This is a genomic window from Vescimonas sanitatis (assembly GCF_049060325.1).
Taxonomy (GTDB): domain Bacteria; phylum Bacillota; class Clostridia; order Oscillospirales; family Oscillospiraceae; genus Vescimonas; species Vescimonas sanitatis.
In genome coordinates, this window is sequence record NZ_JBMGPW010000003.1 from 82,245 (window position 1) to 98,451 (window position 16,207).

The 16,207-nt window shown below is 61.2% G+C and carries 14 protein-coding genes, 1 pseudogene and 1 riboswitch; of the genes and pseudogenes, 10 read left to right on the plus strand and 5 right to left on the minus strand.

Annotated features, from left to right (window positions below; all coding sequences use genetic code 11):
- Positions 1-79: 79 nt before the first annotated feature.
- Positions 80-250, plus strand: a pseudogene (locus ACOMDU_RS05135) (MATE family efflux transporter); the annotation flags it as partial.
- Between the two features lie 52 nt (positions 251-302).
- Positions 303-605 carry a hypothetical protein gene (locus ACOMDU_RS05140; protein WP_421129482.1) on the plus strand — a complete coding sequence of 101 codons (303 nt, stop codon included), beginning with the start codon at positions 303-305 and terminating at the stop codon, positions 603-605.
- A gap of 161 nt (positions 606-766) precedes the next feature.
- On the opposite strand, the gene ACOMDU_RS05145 is transcribed toward ACOMDU_RS05140, so the two are convergent.
- On the minus strand, positions 767-1,192 hold the full coding sequence (locus ACOMDU_RS05145) for an RNHCP domain-containing protein (protein ID WP_421129379.1): 426 nt from the start codon (positions 1,190-1,192) through the stop codon (positions 767-769).
- Between the two features lie 239 nt (positions 1,193-1,431).
- Entirely contained in the window at positions 1,432-2,379 is a 948-nt protein-coding gene (locus ACOMDU_RS05150) for a 3'-5' exoribonuclease YhaM family protein (RefSeq protein WP_421129380.1), read from the minus strand.
- A 376-nt stretch (positions 2,380-2,755) separates the two neighbouring features.
- Between ACOMDU_RS05150 and ACOMDU_RS05155 the strand changes: the two genes are divergently transcribed.
- From ACOMDU_RS05155 to ACOMDU_RS05165, 3 genes are all read left to right on the plus strand, one after another.
- Positions 2,756-4,264, plus strand: a complete 1,509-nt coding sequence (locus tag ACOMDU_RS05155) for a carbon starvation CstA family protein (protein ID WP_421129381.1) — start codon at positions 2,756-2,758, stop codon at positions 4,262-4,264.
- A 128-nt stretch (positions 4,265-4,392) separates the two neighbouring features.
- The gene (locus tag ACOMDU_RS05160) at positions 4,393-5,505 is read left to right on the plus strand and encodes a glycerate kinase family protein (protein ID WP_421129382.1); all 1,113 of its coding nucleotides are present in this window, start codon (positions 4,393-4,395) and stop codon (positions 5,503-5,505) included.
- A 1-nt stretch (position 5,506) separates the two neighbouring features.
- Positions 5,507-6,325: a TrmH family RNA methyltransferase gene (locus tag ACOMDU_RS05165; protein WP_421129383.1), complete on the plus strand. Its 819-nt coding sequence runs from the start codon at positions 5,507-5,509 to the stop codon at positions 6,323-6,325.
- A gap of 44 nt (positions 6,326-6,369) precedes the next feature.
- On the opposite strand, the gene ACOMDU_RS05170 is transcribed toward ACOMDU_RS05165, so the two are convergent.
- The 3 genes from ACOMDU_RS05170 to metK form a co-directional block, all read right to left on the minus strand.
- Positions 6,370-7,665 (minus strand): metal-dependent hydrolase family protein, encoded by a 1,296-nt coding sequence (locus ACOMDU_RS05170; RefSeq protein WP_421129384.1) that lies wholly within the window; start codon positions 7,663-7,665, stop codon positions 6,370-6,372.
- Between the two features lie 110 nt (positions 7,666-7,775).
- Complete coding sequence (locus ACOMDU_RS05175) at positions 7,776-8,099, minus strand: cupin domain-containing protein (protein WP_421129385.1); 324 nt, start codon at positions 8,097-8,099, stop codon at positions 7,776-7,778.
- Positions 8,100-8,161: 62 nt separating this feature from the next.
- Entirely contained in the window at positions 8,162-9,346 is a 1,185-nt protein-coding gene (metK, locus tag ACOMDU_RS05180) for a methionine adenosyltransferase (protein ID WP_421129386.1), read from the minus strand.
- A gap of 82 nt (positions 9,347-9,428) precedes the next feature.
- Positions 9,429-9,524, minus strand: a riboswitch (SAM riboswitch).
- A 174-nt stretch (positions 9,525-9,698) separates the two neighbouring features.
- On the opposite strand from metK, the gene ACOMDU_RS05185 reads away from it, so the two are divergent.
- From ACOMDU_RS05185 to ftsH, 5 genes are all read left to right on the plus strand, one after another.
- On the plus strand, positions 9,699-10,574 hold the full coding sequence (locus ACOMDU_RS05185) for a rhomboid family intramembrane serine protease (RefSeq protein ID WP_421129387.1): 876 nt from the start codon (positions 9,699-9,701) through the stop codon (positions 10,572-10,574).
- Between the two features lie 268 nt (positions 10,575-10,842).
- Complete coding sequence (locus ACOMDU_RS05190) at positions 10,843-11,838, plus strand: helix-turn-helix domain-containing protein (RefSeq protein ID WP_421129388.1); 996 nt, start codon at positions 10,843-10,845, stop codon at positions 11,836-11,838.
- A 49-nt stretch (positions 11,839-11,887) separates the two neighbouring features.
- The gene (locus ACOMDU_RS05195) at positions 11,888-12,595 is read left to right on the plus strand and encodes an ABC transporter ATP-binding protein (protein ID WP_421129389.1); all 708 of its coding nucleotides are present in this window, start codon (positions 11,888-11,890) and stop codon (positions 12,593-12,595) included.
- Positions 12,595-14,196, plus strand: coding sequence for a hypothetical protein (locus ACOMDU_RS05200; RefSeq protein ID WP_421129390.1), 1,602 nt, complete (start codon positions 12,595-12,597; stop codon positions 14,194-14,196). The genes ACOMDU_RS05195 and ACOMDU_RS05200 overlap by 1 nt, the downstream gene beginning before the upstream one ends.
- A 151-nt stretch (positions 14,197-14,347) precedes the next feature.
- Positions 14,348-16,168 (plus strand): ATP-dependent zinc metalloprotease FtsH, encoded by a 1,821-nt coding sequence (gene ftsH, locus ACOMDU_RS05205; protein ID WP_421129391.1) that lies wholly within the window; start codon positions 14,348-14,350, stop codon positions 16,166-16,168.
- Positions 16,169-16,207 lie beyond the last annotated feature (39 nt).

The window sequence follows — 16,207 nt, forward strand, 5'->3', positions numbered from 1 at the left end:
ACCTGTCGGCTGCGTTTGGCAGCGCCATGATCACATCGGTCTATTCGGCCAGTACCACGGGCCGCAGGGAACGGCGGCATTGGCGGTCGTCGCTCCGGTCTGGAACATCATCTACAGTCTTGGCCTTTTGATGGGCATCGGCGGCAGCGTGATTTTCAGTACAAAGCGCGGCAGCGAGAAATGCGACGGGAGTGAGAACCAGTATTTCACATCGGCCGTGATCGGCGCAGTGATCTTATCCATTCTGGCATGGATCGGGGCCATATGCTTCGAGCGCCCCATCCTGACCTTCTTCGGAGCGGATGGCTCCTACCATTGTCCGCACCTATGCGTTATCCTTCCTGCTGCTGCCGTTCAACATCTTCTCGACCTATTATTTCCAGGCGATCATGAAGCCGAAGGCAGCGTTCGTTGTTTCTGTGGCACGGGGACTTGTCATCAGCGGCATTTTGATCATGGTTCTTCCTGCGCTGGTCAACGCCGATGCGATCTGGTTTGCAATGCCAGTCACGGAGCTGCTGGTCATGCTTTACGGCGCTTCGATGATCCGCAAATACACAAGGGCTTTGCCGGGAGGTACCACTTATGCAGATACCCGCCATTGAAAGCAATGCACCCTCGCTGATCTGAAGCTGCTCACTTAATAGGCCGCCCTGCACGCAGCGCCTCCCTTGCGGTATGGGTACGTGTTCGAATCTATTTGTGCCATGATAAGATAACAGCAAAAACAAAACCACCCTAACGGGTGGTTTTGCTTTTGCTGGGGCTACTTCATTCGGCCGTCGCCGGCCATGAGGGCGGTCATCTCCTCGATGCGCTCCAGTGGGAACGGCGGCTCACACAGGGGCCTCATGGCGATGGACATGAGCTTCATGGGATCGTCGTCCGCCGCCACACGGTTGGAGCTGAGCGTTCCGCAGCGCTTGCAGCGGTGTATGATCGCCCACTCGCCGCCCCTGCGTACCCAGACCGCCACCGGCTCCATAATACCGCTGCAGTCAGAGGCCCGGTCGCCAGGCTCGATGTCTACATGCAGGCTGGAAAGGCAGTTGGGGCAGTGGTTACGGTGGTCGCTGCCGGCATTCTGCGGTGTGCAGAGTCGGCCGCAGACTTTGCAGGTGAAGGTGTCATTGCAGGGATGGGTCTTGTAGTAGCCTTTTTCAAAGGTCTTCCGCTTGTTTTCGCGGTTCATGGTGTTTCCTCCTGAAGATGTGTTTTCATGCTCCGGGAGGAATGGCGTGCATATCGCCATCGATTGACAAGGGCAGGCGTGTTTGCTCTTGTCAATCGATGGCTGCCAGACCTCCCGGTCAGGCCACACGCTCCAGTGTCAGGGTATTGAGTTTCAAACGTGTCTCCTTAATAAAATGTGTATTGCGCCCTGCGGGCACTGACGACAGGGTACTCTCCGCGCCGCCGTTTGTCAAGATCCTACGCGTGCCTGAACACCTTTTTCTCCAACGCAAAGATGCGCGGACTGAAGGTGTCCGGCTCCATCGTATCATACGTCTCGCGGTAGATCTCCATACGGCTGTCCACCGCGTCGATCAGGCTCAGCAGCTCCGCCTCGGCGCACAGAGGGCGCACCGCCGCGCCGAACTCCGGTTCACCGTGGTGAGAGAGGATCAGGTGCTGCAGCAGCACGGATTTCTCCTCCGGCACGCCCAGGCGGGAGGCAGTCTCCGCCGCGTCCTGCGCTCCCATGACCAGGTGCCCCAGCAGCTGCCCCTTAATGGAGTAATCCGTGGCCAGACCCAGCTGCGAAAACACGAACTCCTGCGCCTTCGCCATATCGTGGAGCAGCGTGCCCGTCAGCAGCAGGCTGCGGTCGATCGTCTCCGGGTACATTCCCGCCAGGAAGTCCGCGATCTTCACCATGTTGGCGGTGTGCATCAGCAGGCCACCCAGAAAAGCATGGTGTACGCTCTTGGCGGCGGGGATGGACGCAAGCGTCTCCCCGTGAGCCTCCAGCATGGCCTCGGCCACGGCACGGTAGTCCGGGTCCGTAATGGAGGCCGCCGCACGGCGCAGATCCTCCATCGCCGCACCGCAGTCGATGGGGGCTGTGGGCACCAGGTCGGACACATCCACCGGATCCTCCTGGGCCGCCTGACGGATACGCGCGGCGGTGAACTGCGCGGTGCCCCGATACTCACCCACGGTACCCCGCACCTTGACCACGGTGCCCTCGTTGGCGGCGGTCAGCGGCCCGGGATAGTCCCAGACCTTCAGCTCCATCGTGCCGGTACGGTCGCTGAGCGCTCCGGTCAGGAATGGCTTGCCGTTGGCCGCCACCTTGGGGGTGGCGGTTTTCAAGATGTAAAAGCCCTCGACCTCGTCGCCGGGGGTCATGGCTTGGATGGTTTTGTTGTACTCCATGGCGATTCTCCTCCCCTGTTTTTGCGTTGTGGATATGATACCACATTTGCCAAAGGGGGGCAAGGGGACGGGCGGTTTTCGGCGGAAATCCGAAAACGCTTCCGGCAAACAAAAAATTTGTTTGCCCCAAGGTATTTGGCTTTTGGTTCCCGGCGGGAAACGCCGGAAAAAGCACCCATCGTTAAAGGTTTTTACAAGTTTCATTTTTTGACACGTCTTAACACGGTTCGACAATTTATTTATGACAAATTTATGTATTGCGCGGAAAGATTAACGTGCATTTTATTAAACCGATGTTATAATCTGTACATGGTTTCAAGAGGCGATCCGGACACCTCGAAAAACAATTTCACTGCACAAAGGAGAGTGTGTTTCTGTGCTGACATTCATTATCGGTCTGGTCATCCTGATCGGCGGCGCAGCCCTCTACGGTCGTTTCTGCGAAAAGGTCTTTGGACCCGACGACCGCAAGACGCCCGCCTACACCAAGGAGGACGGCGTTGACTTCGTTCCCATGCGCGGCTGGAAAAATAGCCTCATCAACCTGCTGAACATCGCAGGCACCGGTCCTATCCTCGGGCCGATCCAGGGCATCCTGTTTGGGCCCATCGCGTTTTTGACCATCCCCATCGGCAACGTCATCGGCGGCGCCATGCACGACTATTTCTCCGGCATGATCTGCCTGCGCGACGGCGGCACCCAGATGCCTGAGATGATCCGCCGGTACTCCACCAAGGGTATCTATAAGTTCTACAACGTGTTCGTGTGCGTGCTGCTGCTGCTGGTGGGCGCTGTGTTCATCTACACCCCCGGCGACATCGCCGCCACGCAGCTCTTTGGCTTTGACGGCAAGGCTACCTCCGTCTCCACGTGGGTCATCTACGGTGTCATCTTCCTGTATTATCTGATCGCCACCGTGTTCCCCATCGACGCCATCATCGGCAAGATCTACCCCATCTTCGGCGGTATCCTGCTGTTCTCCGCCATCGGCATCTTCATCGGCATCTTCGTCACCGGTATGCCCCTGATGAACATCTGGGACAGCTGGGCTGCTCCCGTGCTGAGCCTCACCGGTGCTGACGGCACCGTGGGTACGTTCACCTACGCGGACTACTTCTCCACCAAGCACTTCCTGCCCATCTTCTTCGTGACCGTGGCCTGCGGTATTCTGTCCGGCTTCCACTCCACCCAGACCGCTATCATCTCCCGTACCATGAAGAGCGAGCGTCAGGGCCGCAACACCTTCTACAACATGATGGTGCTGGAGGGCTTCATCGCCATGGTCTGGGCTGCCGGTGCTATGGGCGTGTACAACCTGGCGCTGCAGGAGCCCAATGCTGGACTGGCTACCGGCACCGTGGGCGTGGTGTGCAAGTACCTGCTGGGTCATGTGGGCGGCATCATCGCCCTGCTGGGCGTCATCGTGCTGCCCATCACCTCCGGTGATACGGCACTGCGCGCCCTGCGCCTGAGCCTGTCTGAGACGCTGCACATCGACCAGTCCACCAACGGCAAGCGCATCAAGCTGGCTGTGCCCATCTTCGCGCTGGTCATCGCCATCCTCGTGTTCGCCAAGACCAATGCCGACGGCTTCAACATTCTGTGGCGTTACTTCGCATGGGCCAACCAGACGCTGTCCCTGTTTGCCTTCCTGTGCATCACCGCGTGGATGTTCGAGAACGGCAAGGGCAAGTGGGCTTGGATCCCCATGATCCCCGGCTGCTTCTACACCTTCATCTGCGTGACCTACATCGCCAACGCCCACATCGGCTTCAACATCCCCTGGACGCCCGCCTACATCATCGGTGTGGTGTGCGCCATCGCCTATGTGGTGGGCTGCTGCGTGTACGGCAAGAAGCGCGCTGCCAGACTGCTGGCTAAGTAAGTTCTCTCCTCTCCTCAAATCGGTATAGCAAATAACGTACAAAACATGAGGGACGGCCTACGCCGTCCCTTGTGTTTTTTTCTCCCGGCTGGTATAATCCCCTTATCAAAACGAAGGGAGTGCGCTCCATGAAACGCTGTCTTGTCCTCTCCGACTCATTCAAAGGCACGCTGTCCTCCCCGGGCATCTGCCGCATCGCCCGCAGTCTCCATATCCCCGGCTGGCACATCGACGCCCTGCCGGTGGCCGATGGCGGCGAGGGCACCACAGACTGCTTTCTGGATGCCTGCGGCGGACAGCGTATCGCCCTTCCCGTGTCCGGTCCCTTTGGCGGCACTATCGATGGCTTCTACGGCCTGCTGCCAGAGGGGACAGCGGTGGTGGAGTGCGCCGCAGCAGCGGGCCTGCACCAGGCCGAGGGCTGTCCCGACCCGGAGACGGCCACCACCTACGGTGTGGGACAGCTTCTGGCCCACGCGCTGGATCACGGCGCAAAGCGCCTGATCCTGGGTCTGGGCGGCAGCTGCACCAACGACGGCGGCTGCGGTGCGGCTGCAGCGCTTGGCGTGCGGTTTCTCGACGGTGCGGGGCGCGCCTTCGTTCCCACCGGCGGCACGCTGGCGGACATCGAGGCTATCGACCTGTCCGGGCGGCATCCCGGCCTGCGGCCCGGTGTGCTGACGGTCATGTGCGACATCGACAACCCCCTGTACGGCGAAACCGGCGCGGCGTACATCTTCGCTCCGCAGAAGGGGGCGAACGATGCCTGCGTGCAGCGACTGGACGCGGGACTTCGGCATCTCGCCGCGGTGCTGCATGCACAGCTGGGTGCGGAGGTGGATACCCTCCCCGGCGGCGGTGCCGCCGGCGGCTTCGGCGCGGGCTGCGCTGCGCTGTTGTGCGGCGCCCTGCGCTCCGGTATCACGACGGTGCTGGACACCGTGGACTTCGACCGCCGTGCAGTGGGCTGCGACCTGGTGGTCACCGGCGAGGGTTCCTTTGATGCCCAAAGCCTGGGCGGCAAGGCCATCAGCGGCGTGGCAGGCCGGTGTCAGAAGCTGCGTGTCCCCGCCGCCGTGCTGGCCGGGCGTGTGGCACTGACACCGGAACAATGGGCACCGCTGGATCTGCGGGCCGTCCGCAGTATCAACCCCGCCGGGGCGACCCTTGAGGACGCCCGGGCCAACGCCGCCGCCTATTACCGGACGGCACTGGAAACGCTGCTGAAGGAGTGGAAGTGATATGGCACAGGTCATTGAGATACACGACTTTTCCGACCCGGCGCTGGACGTCTACGCCCGGGCCACGGAAAACCAGCTGGTCAACCGGGCCGACCCGGCCAACGCCCTGTTCATCGCCGAGAGCCCGCTGGTCATCGGCCGTGCACTGGACGCCGGGTGCGTACCGGTGTCGTTCCTGATGGAGCCGCAGCACATCACCGGCAAAGGCGCCGAGATACTGGGTCGCTGTGACCCGGACCTCCCCGTCTATACCGCCTCCCTGGAGGTGCTGACGCAGCTCACCGGCTTCCACCTGACCCGCGGGATGCTGTGCGCCATGCGTCGTCCGCCCCTGCCCTCTGTGGCGGAGGTCTGCGCCAGGGCGCGGCGCATCGCCGTACTGGAAAACGTGATGAACCCCACCAACGTGGGTGCCATTTTCCGCTGCGCGGCCGCCCTGGGCATGGACGCCGTCCTGCTGACCACAGAGGGCAGCGACCCCCTGTACCGCCGGGCTTCCCGGGTAAGCATGGGTAATGTATTCCTGGTGCCATGGACCTATCTGCCGGAGGGCGACTGGACGGCGGCACTGCACGATCTGGGCTTCACCACCGCGGCCATGGCCCTGCGGGAGGACTCCCTGCGGTTGGATGACCCACGCCTGTTGTCAGCGGAGAGGCTGGCGGTGGTGCTGGGCACCGAGGGCGACGGGCTGGCCGACGGCACCATCGCCCACTGCGACCACACGGTGATGATCCCCATGACCCACGGGGTGGACAGCCTGAATGTAGCTGCCGCGGCTGCCGTAGCCTTCTACCAGTTGGGCCTGCAATGCCAATAAGCGAATAAATATCCCCCCGGCTCCGCCGGGGGGATACACTGTATTTACAGGAACTTGTCCAGCTCCCGTTCCACATTGTCCATTTTCTTCACTTGGGGATGTTCCACACGATAGCCGGACTTAATGACCATATCCAGCGTCCGCAGGGCGGTCAGATCGGCCAGCGGGTCCGCCGCGCAGACGATCATATCCGCGCACTTGCCCGGCTGGATGGAGCCGGTCTCGCCGGCAATACCCGCCAGCGCCGCATTGCCCAGCGTGGCGCTGTGCAGCGCAAACGCCGGCGTCACGCCGCAGTACTTCACAAAGTAGCATAGCTCCCGCCACATATCGTAGTGGGTGATATAGGGGCAGCCGGTGTCGGTGCCCAGACCCACGGGGACACCATCCGCCAGACAGGCCTTCGCCATGGCGATAACACCCTCAAACACCACCTTGCCGTTCTCCTGCTGCTCATAGGTGGCGTGAGAGATACTGCGGTCGAACAGCGCATAGGGCACGGCAGGCGAGATGGTGGACACCTGGAAAGCGCCGCGTTCCTTACACAGCTGCATGATGTGCCCATCCGGCTTCGCGCCGTGCTCGATGGAGTCCACGCCGTTTTCCAGCGCCACCCGGACGCCCTCCGGGCTCTCCACATGAGCGGCCACCTGCATTCCCAGCGCATGGGCCTTATCGCAGGCCGCCTTGACCAGTGCCGGCTGCATCCGCAGCACGCCCGGCTCGCCCACCACTTCGGCGTCCATAACGCCGCCGGTGATCATCAGCTTGATCAGGTCGGGCTTTTCCGCCGCGATCTTCTCCACGAAGGCCGCGGCCTCCTCCGGCGTGCGGGCCTCATAGGCCAGCGACCCGGCCATGTGCCCGCCGGGTACCGACACCGCCATATTGGACGCCACCACCCGGGGAGACAGGATCTCGCCCCGCCTGGCCGCATCGCGAATGATCGTGTCGAAGTCCGCCACGCCGCCTACGGTACGGATAGTGGTCACGCCGGACAGCAGCTCCGTCCTGGCGTAACCCTCGCACATCTTCACGCCGATGCGGCGCATCAGGCCGTTGGAGGTGATGAGCTTCACCAGCTTCTTAGGGTCGGAGGGCTTTTTCCGGGGCTTGCCGGAGGCGGGCAGATGCACATGCAGATTGATCAGCCCCGGCAGCAGGTATTTGCCGCCCAGGTCCACGCGCGCATAGCCCTCCGGCACATCGGCCGCGTCGCAGACGGCGGCGATGCGGTCCCCGTCCACACAGACAGCCAGCCTCGTCCGAGGCGTCATGTCCCGCGTACCGTCCAGCATCACGCCGTTCACCAGCGCATATTTCTCATGGTTTGTGTACATATGCATCCCTCCTGTTGGGAAATTTTTTCGCATGATACCACAACGCGGTGGAAATTGCAACAGACAATTTCCACCGCCAGCCAAAGCAGATCCATGCACGTTTGACGCTCTCAGAATACGACCACCAGCAGCATTTTGAATTGCTCCTGTCCATACACCGCGTGCGGATGCCGCGCCGGCATGAGGATGGACTCGCCGGTGTGCAGCACATGGGGTACGCCGTCCACGGTCACGCGGCCCACGCCGTCCAGGCACGTCACCAGCGCGTCGCCGCCGGACTCGTGGGTGCTGATCTCCTCGTCCTTGTCGAAGGCAAACAGCGTCACACTGACGGCGTCGTTCTGGGCCAGCGTCTTGCTGACCACCTGCCCCGGCTGATAGGCCACCTGATCCCGCAGGGTCAGCACGGTGGCCATATCGAGGTTCTTCATCATAGCGATACACTCCTTTTTATTGGATAAACGGGGGCGGCAAAGCCGCCCCCGTTATCGAAAACTTACTTGCCCAGGGCGGCCTTCAGAGCCTCCACACGGTCGGTCTTTTCCCAGGAAACACCCAGGTCCTCACGGCCCATGTGGCCATAGGCCGCCAGCTGGCGGTAAATGGGCTTCCGCAGGTCCAGATCGCGGATGATGGCGGTGGGGCGCAGGTCAAAGACCTTCTCCACCGCGGCCTCCAGTTCGCTGTCGGCCACCACGCCGGTGCCGAACGTCTCCACCAGCACGCTGACGGGTCTTGCCACACCGATGGCGTAAGCCAGCTGCACCTGGCACTTGTCCGCCAAGCCGGCGGCCACCACATTCTTGGCCACCCAGCGGGCGGCGTAGGCCGCGCTGCGGTCCACCTTGGTGGGGTCCTTGCCCGAGAAGGCGCCGCCGCCATGGGGCGCGCTGCCGCCGTAGGTGTCCACGATGATCTTGCGCCCGGTCAGGCCGGTATCGGCGGCGGGGCCGCCGCTGACAAAGCGGCCGGTGGGGTTCACATAGATCTTCGTCTCGCCGTCCAGCAGCTCGGCAGGAACAGTGGGCTTGATGACCAGCTCGATCATATCCTTGCGGATCTGCTCCAGCGTCACGTCAGGGCTGTGCTGGGTGGACAGCACCACGGTGTCCACGCGGACGGGCTTGCCGTTCTCGTCGTACTCCACGGTGATCTGGGTCTTGCCATCGGGACGCAGATAGTCCACCAGACCCTGCTTGCGCACGTCGGTCAAGCGCTTGGCCATCTTGTGGGCGATGGAGATCGCCAGGGGCATCAGCTCCGGCGTCTCGTTGCAGGCGTAGCCGAACATCATGCCCTGGTCGCCGGCGCCGTTGTCCAGCTCGCTCTTGCCGGAGGCCTTGGCCTCATAGCTCTTGTCCACGCCCAAAGCGATATCGCCGGACTGCTCGTCGATATTGGTGATGACGGCGCAGGTGTTGCCGTCGAAGCCGCACTCGGAGGAGTTGTAGCCGATGTCCAGCACCACCTGGCGGGCGATCTTGGGGATATCCACATAGCAGCTGGTGGTGATCTCACCCATGATGTGGATCAGGCCGGTGGAGGCGCAGGTCTCGCAGGCCACGCGGCCATTGGGGTCCTTCTCGAAGATCGCGTCCAGCACCGCGTCGCTGATCTGGTCGCAGACCTTGTCGGGATGCCCTTCGGTAACGGACTCAGAGGTAAACAGATGTCTTGCCATGATTTTTTCTCCTTTCATCTCGCGGATGGTCATTGAAAAAAGCGCTCTGCCGAACCGACAGAGCGCTGTGCTTCTTTGCTCATCCTCATCTTTCGATTCGTTCGCCGGATTTGGCACCTTGAAAAAACAGGTTGCCGTGGCTTCATCGGGCCGGTCCCTCCGCCACTCTTGATAAGGTATTTACTTGTACAGCATATTGTAACAGTTTTTTTAGCATTGTCAATAGCATTTCCATGATTTTTGCAAATAATTCAACTGTACGGAAACTTTGCCATTGTTCAAAAAAATGACATGACTTTTCCGCCGTTATGGGTTATACTGAACACAATTTGTACACAGGAGGACACTCCCCTTGAAAAAACTCTATGACGGGGTGCAGCGCTTCTGCGCCGCCCATCCCCGGTTCGGCATTCCCAACCTCATGCGCGTTATCGTCATCGGCAACGTGGCGGTCTATGTGCTCATGCTGCTGACCCAGGCCAACGACGCCAACGCCCTGAGCTTTCTGACCTTCAATCTCAATGCCCTGCTCCACGGTGAGGTGTGGCGGCTGGTGACCTTTGTGTTCGTGCCCGCCTACTCCAGTCCCTTTGCCCTGCTGATCAGTCTCTACTTCTATTACTGGATCGGCTCCACGCTGGAGCGCCAGTGGGGCACGGCCAAGTTCAACCTGTACTACATCAGCGGCACGCTGCTGACGGTGCTGGGCGTGGTGCTGGCCAGTCTCATCACCGGCAACCCCTACCTGACCGCAGCGGGCACCGGCTATGTGAACCTGTCCATGTTCTTCGCCTTCGCCTTCCTGTTCCCGGACACCACGGTGCTGCTGTTCTTCATCCTCCCCGTGAAGATGAAGTGGCTGGCGTATCTGGACGGCGCACTGTTCGCTTTCGACATCATCAAGGCCATCGGCGCCCACAACTGGGCCGGTGTAGTGCTGCCCATCGTGGCCCTGCTGAACTTCGCCGTGTTCATCTGGCCGGAGGTCCACTACCTGAAGGAGCGCGCCAAATACCAGAACTCCCGCAAGACCGTCCAGTTCCGTCAGGCCCAACAGCAGCAGGCCAAGCAGGCCCAGCAGCAGGGCTATCGCCACAAGTGCGCCGTCTGCGGCCGCACGGATACCGACTACCCTGATCTGCAATTCCGTTACTGCAGCAAGTGCGTCGGGTACCACTGCTTCTGTCAGGACCACATCTTCAACCACGTGCATTTCACGGAGGAATAACAAAATACAGACGGGCCGCCCGCCGGGCGGCTCTTTTTTTTGCACATATCTTAATAAAATCTTACCGTCCTGTAAGTTGACAGTGAAAACGTTTTCGCGTACAATAAGCCTGTAGCAAAAGAGGAAAACTGCCCAAAAATCCGAAACGCAACCGCCGGTTGACACATTTCCAGCCCCGGTTTATAGACCGCAACCGGCAAAACCCGTATGATAGCGCCATCAAAACCAAACGGCGGCACCCGCCGTCATACGGAAGGAGCGCATACCTATGATTTTAGCTGACAAGATCGTGTCCCTGCGGAAAAAGGCAGGCTGGAGCCAGGAGGACCTGGCCGAGAAGCTGGGCGTCACCCGCCAGTCCGTATCCAAATGGGAGGGCGCACAGTCCGTGCCCGATATGGATAAGGTCGTGATGATGAGCCGCCTGTTCGGTGTCTCCACCGACTTCCTGCTGAAGGACGAACTGGAGGAGGAAACCCCCTGTGCCGCGGCCCAGGACGACGACACGCCCCTGCGCCGCGTGAGCCTGACCCAGGCCTCCGCCTATCTGGCCCTGCGTAAGGCCGCCGCGCCGAAGATCGCCATAGCCACCGCCCTGTGCATCATCTCCCCGGTCACGCTGATCCTGCTGGCCGGCATGAGCGAGGTGCAGCGTTTCCACATCTCCGAAAATGCCGCCAGCGGCATCGGTCTGTGCGTGCTGCTGGGTCTGGTGGCGCTGGCCGTGAGCATCTTTCTGCGGGCAGGTGCAGAAGCCAGGGAGTTCCGCTTCCTGGAGGAAGAACCCTTTGAAACGGAGTACGGCGTGGAGGGCATGGTGCGCCAGCGGCAGCGGGAATACAAGGACACCCACACCCGGCTCGTCACCGTGGGCGTGGTGCTGTGTGTACTGGCCTCCGTACCGCTGTTCGCCGCCATGTGCATAAACGGCAGCGACCTGCTCTATATCGCCGCTGTCTGCGCGCTGCTGGTGCTGGTGGCCATCGGCTGTCTGGCACTGGTCACCGCCGGCGTATATCAGGGCGCCATGGAGCAGCTGCTGGAGGAGGGCGACTACACCCGTCCCCAGAAAAAGCACCACAAGCTGATGGGCACCGTCACCATGATCTACTGGCTCACCGCCACGGCGGTGTTCCTGCTGTACACCTACGGTCCCCACGGCAACGGCCAACCCCGGTACAGCTGGATCATCTGGGCTGTGGCCGGCGTGCTGTACGCCGCCGTTATGGGCATCGTCCGCATCATCAGCCGCGGCTGCGGCTGATGATGCCCCACAATAGAAGCTTAGGAGAGAAATAGGAGGAACTGACCCCATGCTGGACATTCAACATCTGACCAAGACCTACGGCGAGAAGAAGGCCGTGGATGATCTGACGCTGCACATCGCCCCCGGCGAGATCTACGGCTTCATCGGCCATAACGGCGCCGGCAAGACCACCACGCTGAAATCCGTGGTGGGTATCCTGCAATTTGACCAGGGCGAGATCACCATCGACGGCCGATCCATCAAGGCCGATCCCCTGGGCTGCAAGCGGGAGATGGCCTACATCCCCGATAACCCGGATCTGTACGACTACATGACCGGCATCAAATATCTGAACTTCATCGCCGATGTATTCGGCGTGGACGCCCAGACCCGGCAGGCTCGTATCCGCACCTACGCGGATGCCTTTGAGCTGACGGGCGACCTGGCCCAACCCATTGCCGCCTATTCCCACGGCATGAAGCAGAAGCTGTCCATCATTGCCGCGTGGCTCCACGACCCGAAGGTCATCATCATGGATGAGCCCTTCGTAGGCCTGGACCCCAAGGCTGCCCACCTGCTCAAGGGTATGATGCGTAAGATCTGCGACAACGGCGGCGCCATCTTCTTCTCCACCCATGTGCTGGAGGTAGCGGAAAAGCTCTGCGACAAGGTGGCTATCATCAAGGGCGGCCGGCTCATCCGTTCCGGCACCATGGAGGAGGTCAAGGGCGACGACTCCCTGGAGGAGGTCTTCCTGGAGCTGGAGGCGGAGTGATGGTCAAATTATTGCTGAAAAAACAGCTGTCCGAGATCTTCCGCAGCTACTTCTACGACGCGAAAAAGAACAAACCCCGGTCCAAGGCAAGCACCGTCAGTTTGATCGTGCTGTATGTGCTGCTGATGGTGGGTGTTATCGGCGGTATGTTCACGCTGTTCTCCATAGGTCTGTGCGCTCCCCTGCACGAGGCCGGTCTGGATTGGCTGTACTTCACCCTCTTTGCCCTGGTCGGTGTGCTGATGGGCGTATTTGGCAGCGTGTTCAACACGTTCTCCGGCCTGTACCAGGCCAAGGACAACGACCTGCTGCTGTCGCTGCCTATCCCCGTGCGTGCCATTCTGGCCTCCCGGCTGCTGGGTGTATACCTGATGGGTCTGATGTTCTCCGGCGTGATCCTGCTGCCCTGCGTCATCGTCTACTGGGCCGTCGGTGTGCTGACCGCCGCCACTGTGCTTGGCGGCATCGCGCTGATTCTGGCCGTCTCCCTGCTGGTGCTGGTGCTCTCCTGTCTGCTGGGCTGGGTGGTAGCCAAGATCCACAGCAAGCTCAAGCGCAAGAACCTCCTTACCACCCTGATCGCGCTGGCGTTCTTTGCCCTGTACTACATGGTGTGCTTCCGCGCCAACGAACTGATCGAGCAGCTCATGCTGCACCTGAATGAGGTGGGTGCAGCCATCCGCGGCAGCGCCTATCCCCTATATCTCATGGGCCGTATGGGCGCCGGCGACTATCTGGCTGTCGTGCTGGTGCTGGCCGTAATGGCGGCGCTGTGCGCGCTCACATACCTGCTGCTCAGCCGCACATTCCTGTCCATTGCCACCGCCAACAACGGCGGCGCCAAGGCCGTTTATAAGGAGACGACCGTCAAGGCCGCCGGTGTGCCCGCCGCCTTGCTGCGTAAGGAGCTGGGCCGCTTCACCGCCAGTCCCAACTATATGCTCAACTGCGGTCTGGGCACGGTCATGCTGCCTATTCTGGGCGTGCTGCTGCTGGTAAAGAGCAGCGACCTGCTGCCTGCTATATACGAAATCGCCGGCGACGAGGCCTCCGGTCTTCTGGCGGCGATGCTGTGCGCCGCCCTGTGCCTGGTAGGCTCCATGAACGACATGGCCTCCTCCTCCATCTCCCTGGAGGGGAAGAACCTGTGGCTGGCACAGTCCCTGCCGGTGACACCGTGGCAGGTACTGCGTGCAAAGCTGCTGGTACAGGTGCTGGTGACGGGTATCCCCATGGCAGTCACCTCTGTACTGATACTATTGGCCGTCCGCCCCGCCCTGCCGCTGGCCCTCCTGCTGATAGCGCTGCCTCAGGCCTTTGTGTGGCTGTCGGCAGCCTTCGGCCTGACCATGGACCTGAAGCGCCCCAACCTGGTCTGGACCAATGAGATCACCGTCATCAAGCAGCGTCTGACGGTGCTGCTTGCCATGCTGGGCGGCTGGGTGTACGCCGCCCTTGTCGGCGTGCTGTACTACCTGTTCGGTATCGACATGGGTGCAGCGTGGTATCTGCTGGCCTGGACAGTGCTGACCGTCGTGCTGACGCTGGTGCTGCTGCGCTGGCTCCACCGCACCGGCAGCCGCCTGTTCGCCGCCCTGTAATTGTGTCAGAAACGTAAATTCTGCCCCGTTCCGGCCTCCGGAACGGGGTTTTCCCGCAGTTTTTGTGGATTTGCTTATAGACACTTCGGGCAAAATGTGGTAGGGTAATTCATCAAAGAAAAAAAGCTATGCAGAACAAGGAGGCCTTACCATGAACGAGGTCAAATCCCCCAAGAAACCTCTGATCTACTACTACATGATCGTGGTACTGCTGGTGCTGCTGTTTAACCTGCTGGCCATGCCCTGGCTGGCGGAGCACCAGATCAAGGAGGTGGACTACAACACCTTCGTCTCCATGACCGAGAAGAATGAGATCGGCCAGGTGGAGATCCAGCAGCAGAGCAACCGCATCCTCTTTACCTCCACCGACGGCAAAACCATCTACAAGACCGCCATCGTCCCCGACGACGACCTGGTCCAGCGCCTGCTGGACACCGGAATCTCCACCACCGGCGAGGAGATCGAGCAGACTTCCCTGCTGACGGATATCCTGGGCTGGGTCCTGCCGCTGGTGATCTTTATCGCCATCGGTCAGATCATCTCCCGCAGTCTGATGAAGAAAATGGGCGGCAGCGACTCCCTGATGTTCAATATGGGCAAGTCCGACGCCAAGGTCTACGTCAAGTCCGCCGAGGGCATCAAGTTTGCCGATGTGGCCGGTGAGGACGAGGCCAAGGAGAACTTGCAGGAGGTGGTGAACTACCTCCATGACCCCACCAAGTATCAGGAGATCGGCGCTTCCATGCCCAAGGGCGTGCTGCTGGTGGGCCCTCCGGGCACCGGCAAGACCATGCTGGCCAAGGCTGTGGCCGGCGAGGCCAACGTGCCGTTCTTCTCCATGTCCGGCTCGGAGTTCGTGGAGATGTTCGTGGGCATGGGCGCGTCCAAGGTGCGCGACCTGTTTAAGCAGGCCAAGGAGAAAGCCCCCTGCATCGTGTTCATCGACGAGATCGACGCCATCGGCCAGAAGCGCAGCGGCGGCCAGTACGGCGGCAACGACGAGCGGGAGCAGACGCTGAACCAGCTGCTCACCGAGATGGACGGCTTCGAGGGCAACACCGGCGTCATCATTCTGGCCGCCACCAACCGTCCCGAATCCCTTGATCCGGCCCTGACCCGACCCGGTCGTTTCGACCGCCGTGTACCCGTGGAGCTGCCCGACCTGCTGGGGCGCGAGGCCATTCTGAAGGTACACGCCAAAAAGATCAAGATCGCCGAGGACGTGGACTTCAACAAGATCGCCCGTATGGCCTCCGGTGCCTCCGGCGCCGAGCTGGCCAACATCGTCAACGAGGCCGCCCTCCGCGCCGTCCGTGACGGACGCCGCTTTGCCACCCAGGCCGACCTGGAGGAGAGCATCGAGGTAGTCATTGCCGGCTACCAGAAGAAGAACGCCATTATGACCGATCACGAGAAGCATATCGTGGCCTACCACGAGATCGGGCACGCGCTGGTGGCGGCCAAGCAGACCAATTCCGCCCCGGTGCAGAAGATCACCATCGTGCCCCGCACCTCCGGTGCTCTGGGCTATACCATGCAGGTGGAGGAGGGCAACCACTACCTGATGTCTCAGGAGGAAATGGAGAACAAGATCGCCACCCTCACCGGCGGCCGCGCCGCCGAGGAGACGGTGTTCGGCACCATCACCACCGGTGCCAGCAACGACATCGAGCAGGCCACCAAGCTGGCCCGCGCCATGATCACCCGCTACGGCATGAGCAGGGACTTCGACATGGTGGCCATGGAGACGGTGCAGAACCAATATCTGGGCGGCGACACGTCTCTGGCCTGCTCCGCCGAGACCCAGGCGAAGATCGACCAGCAGGTGGTGGCACTGGTGAAGCATCAGCACGAGAAGGCGCTGAAGCTCCTCACCGACAACCGCGCCAAGCTGGACGAGCTGGCCGCCTTCCTGTACGAGAAGGAGACCATCACCGGCGAGGAGTTCATGGAGATCCTGAACAAAAAATAAGCGAAACGCCCCCGGCGTCGCCGGGGGCGTCCATCGGAG